The sequence below is a fragment of the Pseudomonas fluorescens genome (genome assembly GCF_018614775.1).
GTDB classification, from domain to species: Bacteria; Pseudomonadota; Gammaproteobacteria; order Pseudomonadales; family Pseudomonadaceae; genus Aquipseudomonas; species Aquipseudomonas fluorescens_BY.
The window spans coordinates 1-24,266 of record NZ_JAGGOF010000014.1 but is presented as its reverse complement, the minus strand read 5'-3'; the positions used below and the strand labels follow the sequence as shown (position 1 = coordinate 24,266).

The window sequence follows — 24,266 nt, the reverse complement described above, 5'->3', positions numbered from 1 at the left end:
TATTTTCCTCAGGTAAGACCGCAGATGACAGGCGACATGAACATCCTGCCGCTGCCCCAGACCCCAGCGACGACGCGTGCGCCGGTGGTCAGTGGCGAGCTGCTCAAACTACTGACACCCGCCGAAGGCCTGATCGGTGCAGGCCAGACGGCCAGTGCCGAAGTGCTTTCGCTCAAGCAGGCCGACCAGACTTTCCAGCTGTTGCTCAAAGTCACCCTGGAGAGCGGCCGCCAGACCACGGTGCAGGCCACCAGCACCCAGCCGCTGCCGCAGGGCACCAGCCTGGCGGTGACCCAGCCGTCAGCGAGTAACCTGGCGATTACCGTGCAGCAGGCAATTGCCTCCAGCGTCGCCACCCTCACTCGAATCGATACCACGCAGATACCGGTTGGCACCCTGTTGCAAGGCAAGGTGCTGACCAGCCAGCCGTTGCCGCAAGTGCCGGGGCAGCCGGCGGTGTATCGGTCGCTGGTGAGCCTGGTGAATACAGCCCAGGCCGGCGCCACCTTGGACATCGACAGCCCGCAGCCGCTGCGTATCGGCACGCTGTTGAGCGCCCAGGTGCAAGATGCCCAGTCGTTGAAATTCGTCCCCTTGAGCAACCGCCAGGAGCAATTGGCGGTGAGCCAGCAACTGGTCACCCAGGTGAGTCGCCAAGGCTCGCTGGACAGCCTGATCAGTGTCCTGCAGAACCTTCCCGTCACCGACGATACCGGCACTGAGCTGCGTGCCGCCGTGACGCGCCTGTTGGCGGGCCTGCCGGATGTCCAGCAATTGAGTACGCCCAAAGGGCTGGCCCAGGCCATGGCAGCCAGCGGGGTGTTCCTGGAAAGCAAACTGCTCGCCGGGCAACCGCCGGGGCAGGCAGCGGACCTCAAAGGCGACCTGCTGAAGTTGATCGCCCAACTGACACCGGCCCTGCCCGCCTCCACCAATCTCGGTGCCATCATCGCCGCCAACACCCTGGCCCAGGCCCTGCCCAGCTTTGTGCGCAGCGCCTTGGGGATGCTCGGCCAGGTCAGCGCCAAGCCGCAACCCACCAGTTTTCCGTTGCCCTCGCGGCTGTTGAAAGAACAGGACGAAGACGGCGACCTGGAACACCTGTTGCGCCTGGCCGCCGCCGCCGTGTCGCGCCTGCAAAGCCATCAGTTGTCGAGTCTGGAACAGACGGGCCTGACCGACGACGGTCGACTGATGAGTACCTGGCAACTGGAGATCCCAATGCGCAACCTGCAGGACATCGTGCCGCTGCAGGTCAAGCTCCAGCGCGAGGAAACGCCGCCTCGGGAGCAACCCAACGAGCGCCGGGAAGAACATGAGCCGAAACAGCAACTCTGGCGAGTTGAACTTGCGTTCGACATGGAGCCACTGGGGCCGCTGCAGATTCAGGCCCAGTTGCTCAGCGGCAGCCTGTCGAGCCAGTTATGGGCGCTACGGCCCTACACCGCGAACCTGATCGAAAGCAACCTCACGGCACTGCGTGAGCGCCTCGTGACCTGCGGACTGAACGTCGGCGACCTTGACTGCCACCTCGGCATCCCGCCCCAGGGACCCAAGACTCGCCTGGAACAACGCTGGGTGGACGAAACCGCATGACAACCCACACCGAACCGCGCCAGGCCATCGCCCTCAAATACGACGGCCACCACGCCCCGACCCTCACCGCCAAGGGCGACGAAGCCCTGGCCGAGGAGATCCTGCGGATCGCCCGGGACAGCGAAGTGCCGATCTATGAAAACGCCGAGTTGGTGAAACTGCTCGCCAGGCTGGAATTGGGCGACAGCATTCCGGAGGAGTTGTACCGCACGATCGCCGAGATCATCGCGTTTGCCTGGAACCTGAAAGGCAAATTCCCCAAGGGCTACGACCCGAACGCGCCGAGTATCGAGAAAGATGTGACTGAGCGTGGGGACGATTACTGAGACCACTTGCATGACTGTGGTCAGGGCGCCTGTGGGAGCATAGCTTGCTCGCGATTGGCACAGACAGTCGACGACCATATTGGCTGGTCTGCCGCTATCGCGAGCAAGCTTTGCTCCCACAGGTGTTGCGTCGCTTGATCCTTGACTAGCTGACTCTGAAACGCTCAACCGCCCTTATGCAACTTGCTCATCAACTCCGCCTCGGCCTGGGTCAGGCCGCAGGCTTGGGTCAATTCGTCGACGCTGGCGCCCATGCCGACCAGGCGGGCGGCCTGGGCGAAGGACAGGGTGGAAGGATCGCGCTGCTCCAGCTGGGCGAGTTTGTCCGGCAACGGCCCGACCACGGCACGCAGCTCATGGAGCGCTTCGCCCATGCGCACGGTGCCGTTCTGATAGTCGTCGACGCGCTTGGCCAGTTCCTTGATGCGCTGATCGCGCAGCGCATCGCCTTGGGCCTGCTGAGCGGCAACTTGCCGCTGGTCGCGCACATACGCCACGAACATCGCCAGCGTGCCTGCCCAGAAAAGGAACAGGACAATGACTGCTACCTCAAGAATCAAATCAGATACTCTCCAGTTCCGACCACTCTTCTTCGCTCATCATTTTTTCCAGCTCGACCAGGATCAGCAACTCGTTGTTCTTGTTGCAGACGCCCTGGATGAACTTGGCCGATTCTTCGTTACCGACGTTAGGCGCGGTTTCGATTTCCGACTGACGCAAGTAAACCACCTCGGCGACGCTGTCGACGAGGATACCGACCACTTGCTTGTCGGCCTCGATGATCACGATACGGGTGTTGTCGTTGACCTCGGTGGAGCTCAGGCCGAAACGCTGGCGGGTGTCGATCACCGTGACCACGTTGCCGCGCAGGTTGATGATGCCCAGCACGTAGCTGGGTGCACCCGGAACCGGGGCGATCTCGGTATAGCGCAGCACTTCCTGAACGCGCATCACGTTGATGCCGTAGGTTTCGTTATCGAGCTTGAAGGTCACCCATTGCAAAATCGGATCTTCGGAACCCTTGAGAGACGACGCCTTATCATTCATACCCTGACCCCTCGAAAAACCGCCTGTGGCGGCGTGTGTTCTGTCCGGCGACGCTGTGCGCAGCCGTTTGTGTTATTTCGGTTTCTGGACCGGCTTGCTGCCGCCCAGGTGTTTTGCCCCGCCGCTGGCGATCAGCTCCGCCAACTCGGAAACGTCCAGCAAGGCGCACATGTGTTCGATCACCGTACCAGCCAGCCATGGCCGTTGTCCTCGATGGCTGCGCCATTTGATCTCGTTCGGGTCCAGGCGCAGCGAACGGCTGACCTGATGCACCGCCAGCCCCCACTCGTAGCCTTGCACCGAAATCACGTACTGCAGGCCCTGGCGAAAATCATCGCGATAACGGTCCGGCATTACCCAGCGCGCAGTATCCAGCACCTTCAGGTTGCCGGCCTGGCTCGGCAGGATCCCAAGGAACCATTCCGGCTGGCCGAACAACGGCGTCAGTTCCTGCCCGGCCAGGGAGTAAATCGACCCCAGGCACACCAAGGGCACTGCCAGGGTCAACCCGGCCACATCGAACAACAGACACTCGAACGGCTCAGCGGCCCAGTTCGGACGATCATCGGTCGGCTCCGGCGGTGGCGGGCTGCTTGGCGGCAGGTGGACTTCCACCACCGGCGTCACCAGGCCCTGCAACAGCGGTGCAACCGTCGACACCGGCGCCAGGATCGGCGCGGGTGCGTCCATGACCTTCACTTGCGGCTTGACGAACGGTGCCTCGGCCGCTGCGGCAACCACTGAGGTGCGTGCATCACGGGCCTGCTCTTCGAGCACGGCCGCTTGGAATTCATCCAGCACCGCTTCGGCTTCGACGGGCTCGGGCAACGCCTCGATCACGCCTGGCTGCGGTGGCAGTTCTTCGGTCGCTTCCTGCAACAGCCCGTCCAGGTAGGACTGCAAGGCCAGTTGCGGACGCGAGGTGGTCTTTATCGGGCGGTTCATTGGAAAAGTCCGCCACTTGAAAAGGTTATCGGCATGAACACGGTAGGACTTGAGCGCTCGCAGGCGAACGCAAGGGTGGGAAAGCTCGTCACCTTAAGCCACCTGCTGTGAAACGAGCTGCTGGGCCAGCAGGTGCTTGAGCAACGCCCGGTAGGCCAGCACGCCACGACTCTTGCCATCGAACTGCGACGGGGTCACACCGACGCGGCTGGCATCCCGCAAGCGCGTATCGATAGGGATGTAGCCTTGCCAGATGTCATCCGGGTACTTGTCCCGCAGGACACGCAACGTCCCCAGGGAGGCCTGGGTCCGGCGGTCGAACAGGGTCGGCACGATGTTGAACGCCAGCGTTTGCTTGCGTGAACGGTTGACCATCGCCAGGGTATTGACCATGCGCTCCAGGCCCTTGACCGCCAAATGCTCGGTCTGCACCGGGATCACCAACTGCTGGCTCGCGGCCAGGGCATTGACCATCAACAAACCCAGCAGCGGCGGGCTGTCGATGATCGCGTAATCGAAATCCTGCCACAGCTGCGCCAGACTCTTGGCGATCACCAGGCCCAGGCCACTCTGGCCGGGCGACTGGCGCTCCAGGGTCGCCAGGGCAGTACTGGAGGGCAACAGGGAAATCCCTTCGTGGCTGGTCGACAGCAGCAACTGCCCGGGCAGGCCTTCGGGCACGGTGCCCTTGTGCAGGAACAGGTCGAAGTTGCTGTGCTCCAGGCTATCGGGGTCGTAGCCAAAATAGCTGGTCATCGAGCCGTGGGGGTCCAGATCGACGATGACCACGCGCTTGCCCGCCTCGGCCAGCAACCCGGCTAAAGCGATGGAAGATGTGGTTTTGCCCACACCACCTTTTTGATTGGCGACTGCCCAGACTCTCATTCAGATCGTTCCTCCCGGCCGAAACAGGCTCGACCGAGAAATAGCTCGGTTATAAAGCAGGTGACGGAGAATTGACGGCGCTCCGCTGTCCCGGCGACTTGACCGGAGCCGGTGCAGTTTGTGTGCCAGCGCGCTTCAATGCCGCATCCGGCGTTGCGTTGGCCGTACCCGTAGCGGTGAGGCTGCGCCGCACATCGAGGTTACGCGACACCACCAGCACCACACGACGGTTGCGCGCACGCCCCTCGGCGGTGGTGTTGTTGGCCACCGGCTGGAACTCGCCATAGCCCACCGAGGCCAGGCGCCCGGGGTTCACGCCCTGCATGGCCAGCATCCGGACAATGCTCGCCGATCGGGCCGAGGACAGTTCCCAGTTGGTCGGGTACTGCGCCGTACGGATCGGCTGGTCGTCGGTGAAACCTTCGACATGGATCGGGTTGTCGAACGGCTTCAGGATCGCCGCCACCTTGTCGATGATGTTGAAGGCCATGTCGCTGGGCATCGCGTCGCCGCTGCCGAACAGCAGGCTGGAGTTGAGTTCGATCTCGACCCACAACTCATTGCCCCGCACGGTCATCTGGTTGGACTTGATCAGGTCACCGAACGCGGCGCTGATGTCGTCGGCAATGCTTTTCAACGGATCGCTGCCGCCGGCGATACCGGCATCGACCTGCTCGGAGTCCTTGACCAACGGCTGGGCCGGTGTGGTGCTCTTGGGCCGCTCATCGCCGATGGGGATGGGCTTGAGGGCGCGATCGGAGTCGGTAAAGACGCCGATCAGCGCCTCGGAAATGACTTTGTACTTGCCTTCGTTGACCGACGAGATCGAATACATGACCACGAAAAAGGCGAACAGCAGCGTGATGAAGTCGGCATAGGAAACCAGCCACCGTTCATGGTTGACGTGTTCTTCAGTGTGCCTGCGACGGGCCATATTCCGTGTCTCCCATCAGTCCATGAAGCCCTGGAGCTTCAACTCAATGGAGCGTGGGTTTTCACCTTCGGCGATCGACAGGATCCCTTCCAGCAACATTTCGCGATAGCGTGATTGGCGCAAGGCGATGGATTTTAGCTTGGCGGCAATCGGCAGCAGCACCAGGTTGGCGCTGGCCACCCCATAGATCGTTGCGACGAAAGCCACGGCGATGCCGCTGCCCAGTTGCGACGGATCTGCCAGGTTACCCATCACGTGGATCAGGCCCATTACCGCGCCGATGATGCCGATGGTCGGCGCGTAGCCGCCCATGCTTTCGAACACCTTGGCCGCCTCGATGTCGCGGCTTTCCTGGGTGTAGAAATCCACCTCGAGGATGCTGCGAATGGCTTCCGGTTCGGCACCGTCCACCAGCAATTGCAGGCCTTTGCGCGAGTAACTGTCGGGTTCGGCATCGGCCACCCCTTCCAGTCCGAGCAAACCTTCCTTGCGCGCGGTCAGGCTCCAGTTAACCACTCGGTCGATGCCACCGGCCAGATCGACCCGTGGTGGGAACAGGATCCAGATCAGCACCTGCATGGCGCGCTTGAACGCGCTCATGGGCGACTGCAGCAACGCGGCGCCCACGGTGCCACCGAGCACGATCAAGGCCGCCGGGCCGTTGGCCAAGGCTCCCAGGTGCCCGCCTTCCAGATAATTGCCGCCAATGATGGCGACGAACGCCATGACGATGCCGATGAGGCTGAGCACATCCATTACAGACAGGCCTCGATCAGGTGCCTGCCGATGTCGTCCAACCCATACACCGCGTCGGCGAGATCGGCTTTGACGATGGCCATCGGCATGCCGTAGATCACGCAGCTGGCTTCGTCCTGGGCCCAGATCGCACTGCCGCCCTGCTTGAGCAGGCGCGCGCCTTCGCGACCGTCGGCGCCCATGCCGGTGAGCACCACCGCCAGAACTTTGTCACCGTAGGACTTGGCCGCAGAACCGAAGGTAATGTCCACGCACGGCTTGTAGTTCAAGCGCTCGTCCCCTGGCAGGATTTTTACCGCGCCGCGACCATCGACCATCATTTGTTTGCCGCCCGGCGCCAGCAATGCCAGGCCCGGACGCAGGATATCGCCATCCTCGGCTTCCTTGACGCTGATGTTGCACAGCTTGTCGAGGCGCTCGGCGAACGCTTTGGTGAACGCCGCCGGCATGTGCTGGATCAGCACGATGGGGGCCGGGAAGTTGGCCGGCAACTGGGTCAGGACCCGTTGCAGCGCTACCGGGCCACCTGTGGACGTGCCGATTGCCACCAGCTTGTAGGCCTTGCGCTTGGGTGCCGGCGACGACGCGCTGGCTGGCGCCGAGCGAGCAGGCGCAGGTGCCGGGGCACTGCGCACCGGGGCCGGGTTGAAGCCACTGGAGGTCTTCGCAGCGGGCGCAGCGCCTGGTGTTACAGCCGCTGCGGGCGCCGGTGCGCTGTAGCCGCCAACACGCCGGTTACTGCGGGAAATGCTGTGGACCTTCTCGCACAGCAACTGCCGAACCTTGTCGGGATTGCGCGAAATGTCTTCGAAATTCTTCGGCAGGAAATCCACCGCCCCGGCGTCCAGCGCGTCGAGGGTTACCCGGGCGCCTTCGTGGGTCAGGGACGAGAACATCAAAACCGGGGTCGGGCAGCGCTGCATGATGTGGCGCACGGCCGTGATGCCATCCATCATCGGCATCTCGTAGTCCATGGTAATCACGTCGGGCTTGAGGGCCAGCGCCTGATCGATTGCTTCTTTGCCATTGGTTGCCGTACCGACAACCTGGATACTCGTGTCCGCCGAAAGAATTTCCGAGACGCGACGGCGGAAAAACCCCGAATCGTCCACCACCAGGACTTTAACTACCATAAACACTCCGTTAGACGAGGCGCGGCCATGGGCCGCCCTCCTCCAGAATCAAATACGCCGGGCGGCGTAACGCTTGAGCATGCTTGGCACATCGAGAATCAATGCGATGCGACCGTCGCCGGTGATGGTGGCGCCGGACATGCCCGGGGTGCCCTGGAGCATCTTGCCCAATGGCTTGATGACCACTTCTTCCTGGCCCACCAACTGATCGACGACGAAGCCGATCCGCTGGGTACCTACCGAGAGGATCACCACGTGGCCTTCGCCCTGCTCCACATGCGCCGCCGAGCTGACCAGCCAGCGCTTGAGGTAGAACAGCGGCAGTGCCTTGTCCCGTACGATCACCACTTCCTGGCCGTCCACCACGTTGGTGCGCGACAGGTCGAGGTGGAAGATCTCGTTGACGTTGACCAGTGGGAAGGCAAAGGCCTGGTTGCCCAGCATCACCATCAGGGTCGGCATGATCGCCAGGGTCAGCGGGACCTTGATGACAATCTTCGAGCCCTGGCCCTTGGTCGAATAAATGTTGATCGAACCGTTGAGCTGGGAAATCTTGGTTTTCACCACGTCCATGCCCACGCCACGGCCCGACACGTCGGAGATCTCGGTCTTGGTCGAGAAGCCCGGCGCAAAGATCAGGTTGTAGCACTCGGTGTCGCTGAGGCGGTCGGCGGCGTCCTTGTCCATCACACCGCGTTTCACCGCGATGGAACGCAACACGTTCGGGTCCATGCCCTTGCCGTCGTCGGAGATCGACAGCAGGATGTGGTCGCCCTCCTGCTCGGCGGCCAGGATCACCCTGCCACTGCGAACCTTGCCCGACGCTTCGCGCTCTTCCGGCGACTCGATGCCATGGTCGACCGCGTTGCGCACCAAGTGGACCAACGGGTCGGCCAGGGCCTCGACAAGGTTCTTGTCGAGGTCGGTCTCTTCACCCACCAGTTCCAGGTTGATTTCTTTCTTGAGCTGGCGAGCCAGGTCGCGAACCAGGCGCGGGAAACGCCCGAAGACTTTCTTGATCGGTTGCATCCGGGTCTTCATGACCGCGGTTTGCAGGTCGGCCGTGACCACGTCGAGGTTCGACACGGCCTTGGACATGGCCTCGTCCTGGCTGTTGAGGCCCAGGCGCACCAGGCGGTTACGCACCAGCACCAGCTCGCCGACCATGTTCATGATCTCGTCCAGGCGTGCGGTGTCGACCCGAACAGTGGTCTCGGCTTCGCTGGCCGGTTTTTCCGGTGGCGGCGCAGCCGCGGCACGAGCCGGTGCTGGTGCAGCGGCAGCAGGCTTGGGTGTCTCGGCCTTCGGTTCCGGTGCCTTGGCAGCGGGTCTTGGCGCAGCCTTGGCCGCCGGGGCAGCCGTAGCGGCAGCAGCAGGCGCAGCGGAAGCCGTGCCGACCTCACTGAACTTGCCCTTGCCGTGCAGCTCATCCAGCAGCGATTCGAATTCGTGGTCGCTGATCAGGTCGCTGCCAGCCGCAGCCGCAGCCGGTTTGGCGGGCGCCGGTGCCGAAGCGATGGCCGAGTCCAACGCCTCAACGGCAAAGGTACCCTTGCCGTGCAACTGATCGAGCAAGGCTTCGAATTCGTCGTCGGTGATGTCGGAGTTGTCGCCCGCCGCTTTCGGGGCGGCCGGGGCCACCGGGGCCACCGTTGGAGCGACCGCATCCACGGCAAATTGCCCCTTGCCATGCAACTGATCGAGCAACGACTCGAACTCGGCGTCGGTGATTTCATCGCTGGCCGCAGCATTGCCGGCCGGTGCAACAGCAGGTGCCGCCGGCGCCTCGGCCTGGGCCTTGGCGGCGTTCAGCGAGTCCAGCAGTTGTTCGAATTCGTTATCGGTAATGTCGCCTGATTCCTCGGCGACGGGTTCTTCAACCACCGCCTCGACCACCGGCACGGCTTCATCAGCCGACTGCGGCTCTGCCAGGCGCGCCAGCGCGGCGAGCAGCTCGGGTGTGGCGGCAGTAATCGGCGAGCGCTCGCGCACTTCGCTGAACATGCTGTTGACCGCATCCAGCGCTTCAAGCACCACGTCCATCAATTCCGAATCGACACGACGTTCACCCTTGCGCAGGATGTCGAACACGTTTTCGGCAATGTGGCAGCACTCCACCAGCTCGTTGAGCTGGAGGAAGCCGGCGCCTCCTTTTACAGTGTGGAAACCGCGAAAGATTGCATTGAGCAAGTCCGCATCATCAGGCCGGCTTTCCAGCTCGACCAGTTGCTCGGACAGTTGCTCGAGAATCTCGCCAGCCTCAACCAGGAAATCCTGAAGGATCTCTTCATCGGCGCCGAAGCTCATTAATGGGGTGCTCCTAAAACAGGGCTAAAACTCAGAATCCAAGGCTGGACAGCAAATCGTCCACATCGTCCTGACCGGACACAACGTCTTCTCTTTTATCGGCATGAATCTGCGGACCTTCACCCTGAGAGAGATGTTTTTGTGGATCTTTTTCAGCAAGCATCGCTTCACGGTCGTGTTCGATGCCGGCAAAGCGGTCGACCTGGCTGGCCATCAGCACCAGTTTGAGCAGATTGCTTTCCACCTCGGTAACGAGTTGGGTCACGCGCTTGATCACCTGCCCGGTCAGGTCCTGATAGTCCTGGGCCAGCAGAATGTCGTTGAGGTTGCTGGCCACGGCGCGGTTCTCGTTGCTGCTGCGCGTCAGGAAACCGTCGACCCGGCGGGCCAGCTCCCGAAACTCTTCAGCCCCGACTTCGCGACGCATGAACCGGCCCCAGTCGGCGCTCAAGGCCTGGGCTTCCTCGCCCAGGCCATTGACCAGCGGCGTAGCGCTTTCCACCAGGTCCATGGTGCGGTTGGCCGCAGCCTCGGTCAGCTTGACCACATAGCCCAGGCGCTCGGTGGCGTCGGTGATCTGCGAGACTTCCTCGGCCTGCGGCATGTGCGGGTCGATCTGGAAGTTGACAATCGCACTGTGCAATTCACGCGTGAGCTTGCCCACTTCCTGATACAGACCGCGGTCACGGGTCTGGTTGAGCTCATGGATCATTTGAACCGCATCGCCAAAGCGGCCTTTTTCAAGGCTGTCGACCAGTTCGCGGGCATGTTTTTTCAGGGTCGATTCGAAATCGCCCATTGAAGATTCGTTATCCATAGCTCCCCCCCGTGGCGCGTTAGCCGATGCGTTCGAAGATTTTTTCGATCTTCTCTTTCAACGCCTGGGCCGTGAAGGGTTTGACCACATAGCCGTTTACACCGGCCTGGGCCGCTTCGATGATCTGCTCGCGCTTGGCTTCGGCAGTGACCATCAGCACGGGAAGGTGCTTGAGTTTTTCATCGGCACGCACCTGGCGCAGCAGGTCGATACCGGTCATACCGGGCATGTTCCAGTCGGTGACCAGAAAATCGAAGTTGCCACTGTGCAACATCGGGAGCGCAGTGGTCCCGTCATCTGCTTCGGCCGTGTTGGTGAACCCAAGGTCACGCAACAGGTTTTTTATGATCCGCCGCATCGTTGAGAAGTCATCAACGATGAGGATTTTCATGTTCTTGTCCAATTCGACCTCCAAGCAGTCTTAAACGCGTCCAGCACCTGAACACGCCATTTCAATCAATCCGGCACAACACTCGACAACAGCTCGAACACCACGAGGGAGACCGTGCAGTACCTGCCAGCCTCGCTTGCAGTGCTCGCGGCCTGTCAGCGCGCTCGCCACTCCCCCAAACGCCCCCGCAAACGGGCCGCGCACTGGCTGTGTAACTGGCTGACCCGCGATTCGCTGACCCCCAGGACCTCACCGATTTCCTTGAGGTTCAGCTCTTCGTCGTAGTACAGCGCCAAGACCAGTCGCTCACGCTCCGGCAAATTGGCAATCGCTTCCGCCAACGCGCTCTGGAAGCGTTCATCTTCCAGGTCACGCGATGGCTCCATGTGAGCACTCGCGCCATCCTCGTGCAGCCCTTCGTGTTCGCCGTCCTGCAACAGGTCGTCGAAACTGAACAGGCGGCTGCCCAAGGTATCGTTCAAAATCCCGTAATAATCATCGAGACTCAACTGGAGTTCGGCCGCAACCTCGTGATCTTTAGCGTCACGCCCGGTTTTAGCTTCAATTGCACGGATCGCATCACTGACCATGCGGGTGTTGCGATGCACCGAACGCGGCGCCCAGTCGCCCTTGCGGACTTCATCGAGCATCGCTCCGCGAATACGGATGCCGGCATAGGTCTCGAAGCTGGCGCCCTTGCTCGCGTCGTACTTGTTCGACACTTCGAGCAAACCGATCATGCCGGCCTGGATCAGATCCTCGACCTGGACACTGGCCGGCAACCGCGCCAGCAGGTGATAGGCGATACGCTTGACCAGTGGCGCATAGCGCTCGATCAATTCGTATTGGGCGTCCCGTGCCGATTTTTTATAAAGATGGTTGTAACTGCTGGCTGTCATAGCACGGGCCCTGCTGTTTGTTGCACGAGACGCTCGACGAAAAACTCCAGATGCCCGCGCGGGTTGGCAGGCAGTGGCCAGGTATCGACCTTCTGGGCGATTGCCTTGAACGCCAGCGCGCATTTGGAACGTGGAAAAGCTTCATAGACGGCACGTTGCTTCTGGACGGCCTTGCGCACGCTTTCGTCGTAGGGCACCGCGCCAACATATTGCAGGGCGACGTCAAGGAAGCGATCCGTGACTTTTGTCAATTTGGCGAACAGGTTGCGACCCTCCTGGGGGCTCTGGGCCATGTTGGCCAGGACGCGGAAGCGGTTCATGCCGTAGTCGCGGTTCAGCAGCTTGATCAGGGCGTAGGCATCGGTGATGGACGTCGGTTCATCGCAGACCACCAGCAACACTTCCTGGGCCGCGCGGACGAAGCTGACGACCGAGTCGCCGATGCCGGCCGCCGTGTCGATCACCAGCACATCGAGGTTGTCGCCGATGTCGCTGAAGGCCTGGATCAGGCCCGCGTGCTGGGCCGGGGTCAGGTGCACCATGCTCTGGGTACCGGAAGCGGCCGGCACGATGCGAATCCCGCCAGGCCCCTGCAACAGCACGTCGCGCAGTTCGCAACGGCCCTCGATCACGTCCGCCAGCGTCCGCTTGGGGGTGAGCCCCAGCAGCACGTCAACGTTCGCCAGGCCCAGGTCGGCGTCCAGCAACATGACCCGACGGCCAAGCTCTGCCAGCGCCAGGGACAAGTTCACTGACACGTTAGTCTTCCCGACGCCACCTTTGCCGCCGGTCACCGCGATCACCTGTACGGGATGCATGCTGCCCATGTTCGTTCTTTACCTTGTCTTACTTAGACGGAGGCCACATTACTGGCTGCGCGTTCACACGGAACAATGCATGGCAGACCATCGATGTAGGTAGAAAAAATACTCATGATAACCTCAGCCGACCTGTTTGGATGGGCTGTGGTAGATATCAGCGAACATGTCAGCCATGGCTTCCTCGCTGGGTTCTTCCTGCATTTGCACACTCACGGCACGGCTGACCAGTTGGTGACGGCGCGGCAGATGCAAGTCATCCGGGATCCGCGGCCCGTCGGTCAGGTAGGCCACCGGCAGCTCATGACTGATTGCCAGGCTCAACACCTCGCCCAGGCTTGCCGTTTCGTCCAGCTTAGTCAGGATGCAGCCGCTCAGCCCGCAGCGCTTGTAGCTGTGGTATGCGGCGGTTAGAACCTGCTTCTGGCTGGTGGTTGCCAACACCAGATAATTTTTTGACTTGATACCACGCCCGGCCAGGCTTTCGAGCTGCAAGCGCAGGGCCGGATCGCTGGCTTGCAGGCCGGCGGTATCGATCAGCACGACGCGCTTGCGCAGCAGGGGCTCCAGCGCCTGGGCCAGGGACTGGCCAGGGTCTACGTGGGTCACCGACACATTGAGGATGCGGCCAAGGGTCTTGAGTTGCTCCTGGGCACCAATGCGGAAACTGTCCATGCTCACCAGGGCGATGCTCTGGGCACCGTACTTGAGTACATAGCGGGCGGCGAGCTTGGCCAGGGTGGTGGTCTTGCCCATGCCGGCAGGACCGACCATGGCAATCACTCCACCCTCTTCCAACGGCTCGACTTCCGGCGTGGCGATCATCCGCGCCAGGTGCGCCAGCAACATGCGCCAGGCCTGGCGAGGCTCTTCAATACCATTGATCAGTGCCAGCAGGTCGCGGGACAACGGACCGGACAAGCCGATACGTTGCAGGCGACGCCACAGGTTGGCCTGGGCCGGACGGCTGCCTTGCAGCTGGTTCCAGGCCAGGGAGCCGAGCTGGACCTCCATCAATTCACGCAGGCTGTTGAGCTCGAAACGCATCGAGTCCAGGGCACGCGGATCGACGCCACGGGCTGGCGCGGCCGGCGCCGGTGCCGGACGACGCGGCTCGGCCAGCGTTGGCTCGATCAGCGGTTCGGCAGCGGTCAACGGCAGGCCGGCGGTCAGTGGCTGACCGGCGAACAATTGACGATTGGTTCCGGGAGCGGCCTCGCCCTCACTGGTGCGCAGGCTCAATTCGGCCTGGGCACTGGCGATACGCGATTGGGTCTTGCGCAGCTCGTCCTCGAGTTCCATGTTCGGAACACGTGGGGCCAGCGCCGACAATTTGTAATCCAGGGCTGCTGTCAGCTCGACACCGCCGGCGATCCGGCGATTACCGATGATGGCTGCCTCGGCGCCCAGCTCGTCACGAACCAGCTTCATGGCCTGACGCATATCGGCGGCGAAAAAACGCTTCACTTGCATAAACCACTACCTCAGCCGTTGGGCCCTACTGTCGCAACGATGGTCACTTGCTTGTTGTCCGGTATTTCCTGGTACGCCAGCACGTGCAGCCCCGGGACCGCGAGGCGTCCGAATCGCGAGAGCATCGCGCGAATCGGACCGGCCACCAGCAGGATCACTGGCTGGCCTTGCATCTCTTGCCGTTGGGCTGCGTCGATCAGCGAACGCTGCAGCTTTTCGGCCATGCTTGGCTCCAGCAGAACACCCTCTTCCGAGCCTTGTCCTGCCTTCTGCAGACTATTGAGCAATATCTGTTCCAACCTTGGCTCCAACGTGATCACAGGCAGCTCGGACTCAGTGCCTACAATGCTTTGGACGATTGCGCGGGATACGCCGACCCGCACCGCTGCCACCATCGCGGCGGTATCTTGACTCTTGGAAGCGTTGTTGGCGATGGCTTCGGCAATACTGCGGATGTCGCGCACCGGCACTTGTTCGGCCAACAGCGCCTGCAGAATCTTGAGCAGCTGCGACAGCGAAACAACCCCCGGCACCAGTTCTTCAGCCAACTTTGGCGAACCCTTGGCCAGGACTTGTAGCAATTGCTGGACTTCTTCGTGGCCGATCAGCTCGCTGGAGTGCTTGTACAGGATCTGGTTCAAGTGGGTTGCTACCACGGTGCTGGCATCTACCACGGTATAGCCCAGGGACTGGGCCTGCGCACGCTGGCTGATCTCGATCCACACCGCTTCCAGGCCGAAAGCCGGATCCTTGGCGGTGATGCCGTTTAGGCTGCCGTAGACCTGCCCCGGGTTGATCGCCAGTTCGCGATCCGGGTAAATCTCGGCTTCGGCCAGGATCACGCCCATCAGCGTCAGGCGATAGGCGCTCGGCGCCAGGTCGAGGTTGTCGCGGATGTGCACGGTCGGCATCAGGAAGCCGAGGTCTTGGGAGAGCTTCTTGCGCACGCCCTTGATCCGCGCCAGCAACTGGCCGCCCTGGTTGCGATCGACCAATGGAATCAGGCGATAACCGACTTCCAGGCCGATCATGTCGATCGGTGTCACGTCATCCCAGCCCAATTCCTTGGTTTCCTGGGCCCGGGCCGGCGATGGCAGCAGTTCCTGCTGACGCTTGACCTCTTGCAGGGCCTGGACCTTCTGGGTGTTCTGTTTTTTCCAGAACAGGTAGGCACCGCCCGCCGCCAACGCAGCCATACTCAGGAAAGACACATGCGGCATGCCCGGCACCAAGCCCATTACGGCCATCAGGCCAGCGGCCACGGCCAGGGCCCGGGGGGAAGCGAACATCTGCCGGCCAATCTGCTTACCCATGTCTTCGGAGCCCGACGCGCGGGTCACCATGATGGCGGCTGCTGTGGATAACAACAGTGATGGCAACTGCGCCACCAAACCGTCACCAATAGTCAAAAGAGCGTAAACCTTCCCCGCATCGCCGAAACTCATGCCGTGCTGGAAGATACCGACGGCCATGCCGCCGATCAGGTTGATGAACAGGATCAACAGGCCGGCGATGGCGTCACCGCGAACGAATTTGCTGGCACCGTCCATGGAACCGTAGAACTCGGCTTCCTGGGCGACTTCAAGACGACGGACCTTGGCCTGGTTCTGATCGATCAGGCCAGCGTTGAGGTCGGCGTCGATTGCCATTTGCTTGCCGGGCATCGCGTCGAGGGTGAAACGCGCGCTCACCTCGGAAATCCGCCCGGCACCCTTGGTCACCACGACGAAGTTGATGATCATCAAGATGGCGAAAACCACGATACCCACCACGTAGTTACCGCCGATCACCACCTCACCGAAGGCCTGGATCACCTTGCCGGCGGCCGCGTGACCATCCTGGCCGTGGAGCATGACCACCCGGGTGGACGCCACGTTCAACGCCAGGCGCAGCAGCGTGGCCACCAGCAGAATGGTCGGAAAGACGGCGAAATCCAGGGGACGCAACGCGTAGACGCAGACCAGCAGTACCACGATCGACAGGGCGATGTTGAACGTGAAGAACACGTCCAGCAGGAACGGCGGCACCGGCAGCATCATCATGGCGAGCATGACCATCAGCAGCAGCGGCACACCCAGGTTGCCCCGGCTGAGGTCTACGACGTTGCTGCGCGCGGTGCTGAGTAACTGAGAGCGATCCACCAATATTCCCCGTTCCTGTGAAGCAAACTTTTGACGCCGGCAGCGTCCTGGACCTGCTTTTGCAAAAAACCGTCCAACTTTGCCGGCAACGGAAAATTGAGTCGAAGTGCGGGGACCGAACAGGTAATCGCGAATGCAGCAGCCACCAAAATAGCGGGATGTCAACCTGACAGTTCTGAGAGTGGTCGGGACGCCCCGCGGGGTATTGAATGAATGTTCAAGCAGTTGTGGCGCCACTCAAGCCGCCACAACAGATGGTGGAGACTGGTCATGACCGACAATACTGCCCTTGCCGAGCAAATGGGCGTGCATCCCGACGACCTGGACGAACACGGTGTATTGAAGCCTTATGTGCCCCCGCAGTTCGCTCCTTATGCCAATGAGGGATACCCCGACACCGAGCTGCCGACCCGCTGTGATCCTGCTCCAGGGGATGAACCGCTTCCAACGCCCAGGACCGGCTGGTGCCCGAACGGCAACGTCAACGGCGGTATCTGCTCGCCGTTCAATAACGTCCGACCCAACTGGATGGGCTATTACCCGGGCGCCACCGGGAGCCTGCGCATTGATGAAATGATCCTGCCAGGCACCCACAACTCGGCGATGGATAAACAGGCGCCCTACTCCAACAGCTACGATACCTGCCAAGACGTATCGCCTCACAGTCAACTACATACAGGCATCCGGGTGCTTGACCTGAGAGTCCAATTCTCCTGGGGTTACCCCCTGGGAGACCGTAGAAGATTCTCGATATTCCATGGCTTGGACTCCAAAAGAACCATCGAAGGCGACTGCCTTCAAGCCGCTACCAACCTCTACACCGCCCACAGCCAAGAAGTGGTTATTCTCGACTTCCATCAATTCAAGAATTTTACCGACGCGGCGCATCGGGAATTGGCCACGATCATAAAAAACTGGCTCGGCAGCAGACTGATCGAACCAAAGTGGAACGTACTGGTACTCAGGCAATTGTGGGCCTTGCAGAAGAACGTCGTGATTGCCTACAACAGCAGCCAGCGAGATCCGCTGTTCTGGCCAGGGGTCAATCAGCGCTGGATCGGCAAGGACACGCCCTCCAGCAGCGAACTGAAGAGTTTCATCGATCGGGTGGGCAACGAGGTCAAGCCTGACTATGAATTACGGTCCATCCAGGCGCATAAATACACGAAGGTTTATCAACCTGATGACATGTCGCCGGACGTCATGAACTGGTTTGCAGCGGGTGCTGCCGATTCACCAATCATGAAGTTCCATATCATCAATACGGATTGGTCGCTGCGTCATCGGCATATCGACAACTGCATTCATGCCAATAGTTTCAGGAGCAGGAACTACAGCGCCCTTTCTCTCACGCCCCAGGATCTTTCCAACGGTTACATACCTCATGGACACCGGGCAATTGCTTTGGAGGCGTACGACGGTAATTGGCTGGCCACGATGAGGCTTCCAGTGAATGGAACACCCAATGGGACGTTGCTTATCATTAACAAGGCCCAGTGGAATATAACCCTGCAGGTATTCAACAGTAACATTCCAACCGACAACCTCACCCTGGTACAGGGTGATGTAGTGCTGTTTATATACAACATTCCCCAATCGAGGTGGGTAGTGCAGCCCGAAACTGTCTACTCTCCCGCTACCTCAGGCGATACAGTCCCCACTCCAAGTGCCGAAGAAAAATTCATCAGGTATCAGACAGGGGATGGCAATTGGACGGAACACGTCAACCTGCCGACGTCCGCGCCCGCTTACAGCTATGTCGAAATATCATCAAGTGCCGGTTACTACAGCTATATCCATCGTCGATCCGGTGAAAGGGTCTATCGCTGCCAGCGGGATGACAAGTACCTTTTCATGTTCAACCAGGGCTCGTGGCAGGTGGCAAAGGCGGCCATACACACCTACGGTGCCGCCCAAGCAGGCGCCCAGATGGCAGATACCGGCACCGAACAGACCCAGGTGCATTTCAGGAACGGCGACTTTGTCCGGGAAATCACACTTCCCATCAATGCCTGGAACAATGACAAGGTTACGCTGACCTCCACCGCGACCTACACCGCTACCGTCAAGGGTACCAACCTGGCAACAGGGGTCGACCTGCAGCTTAAAACAGGCGACACCCTTCACTTTCGATATGTTGCTTCAACCAACAAGTGGAGCAGAATTCCGTTAGCCCAGGAGGAGCCAGACCTGACGCCACCCAGCCCACCCGCGCCTTAGGAATCGCGGCGCAAATCCGGCGGAATCGGCAGGTCCTTCAGCGGCTCCGGACGCTTGCCCTTGCCCGCGCGATGCTGGCGGATCTGGTAGACATAAGCCAGCACCTGGGCCACGGCCAGGTAGAGGCCGCCGGGAATTTCCTGGTCCAGCTCGGTGGAGTAGTAAATCGATCGCGCCAAGGCCGGGGATTCGAGCAGCATCACTTCATTGGCCACGGCGATCTCGCGGATCTTCAAGGCCAGGAAATCGCTGCCCTTGGCCAGCAGCACCGGGGCGTTGCCTTTTTCGGGGTCGTACTTGAGCGCCACGGCGTAGTGGGTCGGGTTGGTGATGACCACGTCGGCGTCCGGGATGGCCGCCATCATCCGGCGCTGGGAGACCTCGCGCTGCAACTGGCGGATGCGCTGCTTGACCTCCGGCTTGCCCTCCTGGTCCTTGTACTCGTCGCGCACTTCCTGCTTGGTCATCATCAGCTTCTGTTTGCTCTGATAAAGCTGGATCGGCACGTCGATGGCTGCGATCAGAATCAGGCCGCAGGCCATCCACAGGGTGCTCCATCCCACCAGTTGCACGCTGTGGATAATCGCCTGTTCCAGCGGCTCGTGGGCGATGCGCAGCAAGTCATCGATGTCTGAGTGCAACACCGTCAACGCGACAAAGAGAACGAGAAAGAATTTTCCAAGGGCCTTGAGCAACTCCATTAGCGCGGTGGTGGAGAACATGCGCTTGAGGCCCGCGGCCGGGTTCATTCGGCTGAACTTGGGGGCCATGGTCTGACCTGAAAACAGCCACCCCCCCAAGGAAATCGGGCCGACAATGGCCGCCAGCAATAAAAAAAGCAGGATCGGCTGCACCGCCATGATCGCAATCTTCCCTGATTGCAACAGGTACTGGACCATGGCGCCCGGACTGAGCAGCACCTCACGAGGCAGGGAGAAATTCAGGCGCATGATTTCCAGCAGATCATGCGCCAGCCCTCCTCCATAGATCAGCAGACTGCCTGCACCGGCCAACATCACCGCCAGGGTGTTGAGTTCCTTGGAGCGTGCGATCTCGCCCTTTTCCCGGGACTCGCGCTTGCGTTTGTCCGTGGGGTCTTCTGTCTTGTCCTGACCACTTTCGCTCTCGGCCATGGTTCAACGCGCCTGTGCCATGTCGCGTAGCAGCTGCAAGGCCTCGGTGGCCAGGGGCTGATACTGGTTGAGGATGTCGCCTATGGTGATCCAGAAGATCACCATGCCCAGGACCAGGGTCAACGGGAAGCCAATGGAGAAGATATTCAGTTGCGGCGCCGCCCGGGTCATCACGCCAAAAGCGATGTTGACCACCAGCAGCGCGGTGATCGCCGGCAATACCAGCACCATCGCCGCTCCCAGGACCCAACCAAGCTTGCCGGCGATCTCCCAGAAATGATTGACCAGCAAGGCGCTGCCCACCGGCATGGTGGTAAAGCTTTCGGTCAGCACCTCGAACACCACCAGGTGGCCATTCATGGCCAGGAACAGCAGGGTCACCAGCATCGTCAGGAACTGCCCGATTACCGCACTGTTGACACCGTTGGTAGGGTCGACCATGGACGCGAAGGCCATGCCCATCTGGATCGAAATGATTTGCCCGGCCACCACGAACGCCTGGAAAAACAGTTGCAACGAGAACCCCAGCAAGCTGCCGATTAGGATCTGCTCGGCCACCAGCATCAGTGCGCTGAGGTCCAGGGCATGGACAGGTGGCATCGGTGGCAACCCGGGTGCGATGACCACCGTGATCGCCAGGGCGAAGTACAGGCGCACGCGCCGGGGCACCAGGGTCGTGCCAAAGACCGGCATGCTCATCAGCACGGCGGTGACGCGGAACAACGGCAGGACGAACGCCGCCACCCAGGAGCTGATCTGGGTGTCGGTCAGTGCGAGCATCGACATCAGATCAACCGATCAACTGCGGAATACTGCCGTACAACTGCAGGATGTATTCCATGAAGGTTTGCACCAGCCAGGGCCCGGCGACAATCAACGTCACCAGCATGACCAACAGGCGCGGCAGGAAGCTCAGGGTCTGTTCGTTGATCTGGGTCGCCGCCTGGAACATGGCTACCAGCAGCCCCACCAGCAGGCTGGGAATCACCAGGATGGCGACCATCATGGTGGTCAGCCAGAGGGCTTCGCGAAACAGGTCTACCGCAACTTCAGGCGTCATGGTGTGCTACTCGCAGAAAAGGTCTAAACACCGCCGAAGCTGCCCGCCAGGGTGCCAATGATCAACGCCCAGCCATCCACCAGGACGAACAGCATGATCTTGAACGGCAGGGAAATGATCAGTGGCGACAGCATCATCATACCCATCGCCATCAACACGCTGGCGACGACCAGGTCGATGATCAGGAACGGGATGAAAATCATGAAGCCGATCTGGAACGCGGTTTTCAGTTCGGACGTCACGAACGCCGGCACCAGGATGGTCAGTGGCGCCTGGTCGGGACTGGCGATGTCGGTGCGCTTGGACAAGCGCATGAACAGCTCCAGGTCGCTGCTGCGGGTCTGGGCCAGCATGAAATCCTTGATCGGCACTTCGGCCTTGGCGACCGCATCCTGGGCGGTGAGTTTTTCCGCCAGGTAGGGTTGCAGCGCATCCTGGTTCACCCGGTCGAACACCGGGGCCATGATGAACATGGTCAGGAACAGTGCCATGCCGGTGAGAATCTGGTTCGACGGTGTCTGCTGCAAGCCCAGGGCCTGGCGCAGGATCGAGAAGACAATGATGATCCGGGTGAAGCTGGTCATCAGCATGACGAACGCCGGGATGAAACTCAGCGCAGTCATGATCAGCAGGATCTGCAGGCTGACCGAGTACTCCTGGGCCCCGGCGGCATTGGTACCCAAGGTAATCGCCGGAATCGACAGCGGGTCGGCGGCAAATGCCCATGGCGTAGCCAGCATCAAGGCCAGCGCCAACAGAATGCGCAACGGCATTACTTTTTATCCTTCTGGTCTTTCCCCAGCAACTCCATGAGGCGCTGGGCAAATTCGGGAGTGGCCTGTTCGGTGGAAGGCACCTGCACCGGCTCCTTGAGGACGTGCAATGCAGTAATGGTGCCCGGGCTCAGGCCCAGCAGAATCTGCTCAGTGCCGACCTGTACCAGTACCAGCCGGTCCCGCGGGCCTAGCGCACGAGTTCCGACGATGTCGATGACCTGCGCCTTGCCGGCCGGCCCCGCCTGTTGCACACGGCGCAACAGCCAGGCAAGAAAAAAGATCAGGCCCAGCACCAGCAACAGGCCAATCACCAGTTGCGCCAGTTGCCCGGCCACGCCGCTGCCTCCAGCCGGCGAGGCGGCAACAGTGGCCACCGGCTCGGCAGCCCACACGCTGAACGGCAGCATCAGCGCTGCGGCAAATAAACCTTTCACTCAGCGCAGCTTCTTGATGCGTTCGCTCGGGCTGATCACGTCCGTCAGGCGAATGCCGAACTTTTCGTTGACCACCACCACTTCGCCGTGAGCGATCAGCGTGCCGTTGACCAGAACATCCAGCGGTTCGCCGGCCAGGCGATCCAGTTCGATAACCGACCCCTGGTTGAGTTGCAGCAGGTTGCGGATATTGATGTCGGTACTGCCGACTTCCATGGAAATCGACACCGGAATGTCGAGGATCACGTCCAGGTTCGGACCGTCCAGCGTCACTGGCTCATTGTTTCTGGGCACACTGCCAAACTCTTCCATCGGCAGGCGATTGGAGGCGTGGGCGCCGGTATCGGCCGCCAGCAACGCATCGATGTCGGCCTGCCCGGCGTCGCCGGTCTCTTCCAGGGCCGCAGCCCATTCGTCGGCCAGCGCCTGGTCATCCTGGGTATTCATATCGTCAGCCATCATGTGTCCTCGGCGGGCTTGAATCGGTTCAAAACGTAAAATTCAGTGAAAGACTTTGGAGCTTCGACACCGCTCAGCGGCGTTCGATCGGCTCGATCACCTGCAACGCCAGGTTGCCTTTGTGAGAGCCCATCTTGACCTTGAAGGCCGGTACGCCATTGGCGCGCATGATCATTTCCTCGGGCATTTCGACAGGGATGATGTCTCCCGGCTGCATGTGCAGGATGTCCCGCAGGCGCAGTTGACGCCGGGCGACCGTCGCGCCAATCGGCACGTCGACGTCCAGCACGTCCTGGCGCAACGCGTTGATCCAGCGTTCGTCCTGATCGTCGAGGTCCGACTGGAAACCGGCGTCGAGCATTTCGCGCACCGGCTCGATCATCGAGTACGGCATGGTCACGTGCAGGTCCCCACCACCGCCATCGAGTTCGATGTGGAAGGTCGAGACCACGATGGCTTCGCTCGGGCCGACGATGTTGGCCATGGCCGGGTTCACTTCCGAGTTGATGTACTCGAAGTTCACCTCCATGATCGCCTGCCAGGCCTCCTTCAAGTCGATGAAGGCCTGTTCCAGCACCATGCGCACGACCCGCAGTTCGGTCGGGGTGAATTCGCGCCCCTCGATCTTGGCGTGACGACCATCACCCCCGAAAAAGTTGTCCACCAGCTTGAACACCAGTTTGGCGTCAAGGATGAACAATGCCGTTCCGCGCAAAGGCTTGATCTTTACCAGGTTGAGGCTGGTGGGCACGTACAGCGAATGCACGTATTCACCAAACTTCATCACCTGCACGCCGCCGACGGCGACGTCGGCCGAGCGCCGCAGCATGTTGAACATGCTGATGCGGGTGTAGCGGGCGAAACGCTCGTTGATCATTTCCAGGGTCGGCATGCGTCCGCGAACGATGCGGTCCTGGCTGGTCAGGTCGTAGCTTTTGACGCTGCCCGGTTCAGCAGCGTTTTCGGTCTGCACCAGGCCGTCGTCGACGCCATGCAACAGCGCGTCGATCTCGTCCTGGGATAACAGGTCCTGCACGGCCATGTCGGGTTCCTACTGCAATACGAAGTTAGTGAAGAGCAACTGTTCGATCACCACTTTGCCCAGCTCTTTTTGCGCCACTTCCTGCACGCTGGCCGTGGCTTTCTGACGGAGCATTTCCTGGCCGATTGGCGTAGCAAGGGTGTCGAAACTCTGTCCAGAGAACAGCATCACCAAGTTATTGCGGATCAGCGGCATGTGCACTCGCAATGCCTCCAGGTCGGCCTGGTTGCGGCCCATCAGGGTGATGCTGACCTGCATGTAGCGCTGCCGACCGTTCTGGGTGTAGTTGGCCACGAAAGCGGGCGCCATGGATTCGAAAATGGCCGGCTGTTTGCCGACCGGTGCGGCTTCGACCGCGACCGCCGGCTTGCTCTGCGCGCTGTGCATGAAATACCAGGTAGCCCCCACAGACACGCCGATCGCCAGCAGCACACCCACCACGATCAGGATGATCATCTTGAGCTTGCCTTTGGTTGCAGGGTCTTTTACAGCTGCTGCTTCACTCTTCGCCATGCCAATAATCCGTCACTAATCGGGGTTTTCACTGTTGCTTGGCAAGGCAGGAGCAAGTGTTATGCCAGAAGTGTCCGGAGCGGAACACCAGCATTTAGAGATACTCAGAAAGCCAATGTGGGAGCGGGCTTGCTCGCGAGTGCGGTGTATGAGTCAGTAAT

25 protein-coding genes are annotated in these 24,266 nt (G+C 60.9%); 3 read left to right on the top strand and 22 right to left on the bottom strand.

The genetic code is table 11. The annotated features are described in order from the left end of the window. Nucleotides 1–24: 24 nt before the first annotated feature. Nucleotides 25–1,596 carry a flagellar hook-length control protein FliK gene (locus J7E36_RS04095; RefSeq protein WP_215000132.1) on the top strand — a complete coding sequence of 524 codons (1,572 nt, stop codon included), beginning with the start codon at nt 25–27 and terminating at the stop codon, nt 1,594–1,596. Next, nucleotides 1,593–1,922 carry an EscU/YscU/HrcU family type III secretion system export apparatus switch protein gene (locus tag J7E36_RS04090; RefSeq protein WP_215000131.1) on the top strand — a complete coding sequence of 110 codons (330 nt, stop codon included), beginning with the start codon at nt 1,593–1,595 and terminating at the stop codon, nt 1,920–1,922. The genes J7E36_RS04095 and J7E36_RS04090 overlap by 4 nt, the downstream gene beginning before the upstream one ends. Before the next feature lie 164 nt (nt 1,923–2,086). Here the strand turns inward: J7E36_RS04090 and J7E36_RS04085 are convergent, their stop codons facing one another. The 14 genes from J7E36_RS04085 to flhA all read right to left on the bottom strand — a co-directional run bounded on the left by J7E36_RS04085 (nt 2,087) and on the right by flhA (nt 16,468). Continuing rightward, nucleotides 2,087–2,482 (bottom strand): DUF2802 domain-containing protein, encoded by a 396-nt coding sequence (locus tag J7E36_RS04085; protein WP_215000129.1) that lies wholly within the window; start codon nt 2,480–2,482, stop codon nt 2,087–2,089. A gap of 1 nt (nt 2,483) precedes the next feature. After that, nucleotides 2,484–2,969, bottom strand: a complete 486-nt coding sequence (locus J7E36_RS04080) for a chemotaxis protein CheW (RefSeq protein ID WP_003183968.1) — start codon at nt 2,967–2,969, stop codon at nt 2,484–2,486. Nucleotides 2,970–3,041: 72 nt separating this feature from the next. Then, the gene (locus tag J7E36_RS04075; protein WP_215000127.1) at nt 3,042–3,914 is read right to left on the bottom strand and encodes a CheW domain-containing protein; all 873 of its coding nucleotides are present in this window, start codon (nt 3,912–3,914) and stop codon (nt 3,042–3,044) included. A 93-nt stretch (nt 3,915–4,007) separates the two neighbouring features. Next, complete coding sequence (locus J7E36_RS04070) at nt 4,008–4,799, bottom strand: ParA family protein (protein ID WP_215000125.1); 792 nt, start codon at nt 4,797–4,799, stop codon at nt 4,008–4,010. Nucleotides 4,800–4,848: 49 nt separating this feature from the next. Continuing rightward, entirely contained in the window at nt 4,849–5,733 is an 885-nt protein-coding gene (gene motD / locus J7E36_RS04065) for a flagellar motor protein MotD (protein ID WP_215000124.1), read from the bottom strand. Between the two features lie 15 nt (nt 5,734–5,748). After that, entirely contained in the window at nt 5,749–6,489 is a 741-nt protein-coding gene (locus J7E36_RS04060) for a flagellar motor protein (protein WP_215000123.1), read from the bottom strand. After that, nucleotides 6,489–7,622, bottom strand: a complete 1,134-nt coding sequence (locus J7E36_RS04055) for a protein-glutamate methylesterase/protein-glutamine glutaminase (RefSeq protein WP_215000122.1) — start codon at nt 7,620–7,622, stop codon at nt 6,489–6,491. Before J7E36_RS04055 ends, J7E36_RS04060 begins: the two co-directional genes overlap by 1 nt. A gap of 48 nt (nt 7,623–7,670) precedes the next feature. Then, nucleotides 7,671–9,929, bottom strand: coding sequence for a chemotaxis protein CheA (locus tag J7E36_RS04050; protein WP_215000121.1), 2,259 nt, complete (start codon nt 9,927–9,929; stop codon nt 7,671–7,673). Nucleotides 9,930–9,960: 31 nt separating this feature from the next. Further along, a complete protein-coding gene (locus tag J7E36_RS04045) occupies nt 9,961–10,746 on the bottom strand; it encodes a protein phosphatase CheZ (protein ID WP_215000120.1) in 786 nt (261 codons plus the stop codon). Between the two features lie 19 nt (nt 10,747–10,765). Then, nucleotides 10,766–11,137 carry a chemotaxis response regulator CheY gene (locus tag J7E36_RS04040; protein WP_003199125.1) on the bottom strand — a complete coding sequence of 124 codons (372 nt, stop codon included), beginning with the start codon at nt 11,135–11,137 and terminating at the stop codon, nt 10,766–10,768. A gap of 155 nt (nt 11,138–11,292) precedes the next feature. Next, the gene (gene fliA / locus J7E36_RS04035) at nt 11,293–12,036 is read right to left on the bottom strand and encodes an RNA polymerase sigma factor FliA (RefSeq protein WP_042729121.1); all 744 of its coding nucleotides are present in this window, start codon (nt 12,034–12,036) and stop codon (nt 11,293–11,295) included. After that, nucleotides 12,033–12,863 carry a flagellar synthesis regulator FleN gene (gene fleN, locus J7E36_RS04030; RefSeq protein ID WP_003184001.1) on the bottom strand — a complete coding sequence of 277 codons (831 nt, stop codon included), beginning with the start codon at nt 12,861–12,863 and terminating at the stop codon, nt 12,033–12,035. The genes fliA and fleN overlap by 4 nt, the downstream gene beginning before the upstream one ends. Before the next feature lie 114 nt (nt 12,864–12,977). Further along, nucleotides 12,978–14,327 carry a flagellar biosynthesis protein FlhF gene (gene flhF / locus J7E36_RS04025; protein ID WP_215000119.1) on the bottom strand — a complete coding sequence of 450 codons (1,350 nt, stop codon included), beginning with the start codon at nt 14,325–14,327 and terminating at the stop codon, nt 12,978–12,980. Nucleotides 14,328–14,338: 11 nt separating this feature from the next. After that, nucleotides 14,339–16,468 (bottom strand): flagellar biosynthesis protein FlhA, encoded by a 2,130-nt coding sequence (gene flhA / locus J7E36_RS04020; protein WP_215000118.1) that lies wholly within the window; start codon nt 16,466–16,468, stop codon nt 14,339–14,341. 270 nt (nt 16,469–16,738) lie between these two features. Between flhA and J7E36_RS04015 the strand changes: the two genes are divergently transcribed. Further along, the gene (locus tag J7E36_RS04015) at nt 16,739–18,688 is read left to right on the top strand and encodes a hypothetical protein (protein ID WP_215000117.1); all 1,950 of its coding nucleotides are present in this window, start codon (nt 16,739–16,741) and stop codon (nt 18,686–18,688) included. On the opposite strand, the gene flhB is transcribed toward J7E36_RS04015, so the two are convergent. The 8 genes from flhB to fliL form a co-directional block, all read right to left on the bottom strand. Next, on the bottom strand, nt 18,685–19,821 hold the full coding sequence (gene flhB / locus J7E36_RS04010) for a flagellar biosynthesis protein FlhB (RefSeq protein WP_215000116.1): 1,137 nt from the start codon (nt 19,819–19,821) through the stop codon (nt 18,685–18,687). The two genes, J7E36_RS04015 and flhB, sit on opposite strands and share 4 nt — an antisense overlap. 3 nt (nt 19,822–19,824) lie before the next feature. Next, a complete protein-coding gene (gene fliR / locus J7E36_RS04005; RefSeq protein ID WP_215000115.1) occupies nt 19,825–20,607 on the bottom strand; it encodes a flagellar biosynthetic protein FliR in 783 nt (260 codons plus the stop codon). Between the two features lie 4 nt (nt 20,608–20,611). Next, nucleotides 20,612–20,881: a flagellar biosynthesis protein FliQ gene (gene fliQ / locus J7E36_RS04000; protein ID WP_003184009.1), complete on the bottom strand. Its 270-nt coding sequence runs from the start codon at nt 20,879–20,881 to the stop codon at nt 20,612–20,614. A gap of 23 nt (nt 20,882–20,904) precedes the next feature. Beyond that, complete coding sequence (gene fliP, locus J7E36_RS03995) at nt 20,905–21,654, bottom strand: flagellar type III secretion system pore protein FliP (protein WP_215000114.1); 750 nt, start codon at nt 21,652–21,654, stop codon at nt 20,905–20,907. Further along, a complete protein-coding gene (fliO, locus tag J7E36_RS03990) occupies nt 21,654–22,064 on the bottom strand; it encodes a flagellar biosynthetic protein FliO (RefSeq protein ID WP_215000207.1) in 411 nt (136 codons plus the stop codon). Before fliO ends, fliP begins: the two co-directional genes overlap by 1 nt. A gap of 27 nt (nt 22,065–22,091) precedes the next feature. Next, the gene (gene fliN / locus J7E36_RS03985; RefSeq protein ID WP_215000205.1) at nt 22,092–22,550 is read right to left on the bottom strand and encodes a flagellar motor switch protein FliN; all 459 of its coding nucleotides are present in this window, start codon (nt 22,548–22,550) and stop codon (nt 22,092–22,094) included. A gap of 73 nt (nt 22,551–22,623) precedes the next feature. After that, nucleotides 22,624–23,592 carry a flagellar motor switch protein FliM gene (fliM, locus tag J7E36_RS03980; RefSeq protein ID WP_186637173.1) on the bottom strand — a complete coding sequence of 323 codons (969 nt, stop codon included), beginning with the start codon at nt 23,590–23,592 and terminating at the stop codon, nt 22,624–22,626. 9 nt (nt 23,593–23,601) lie between these two features. After that, nucleotides 23,602–24,105: a flagellar basal body-associated protein FliL gene (gene fliL / locus J7E36_RS03975; RefSeq protein WP_215000113.1), complete on the bottom strand. Its 504-nt coding sequence runs from the start codon at nt 24,103–24,105 to the stop codon at nt 23,602–23,604. Nucleotides 24,106–24,266 lie beyond the last annotated feature (161 nt).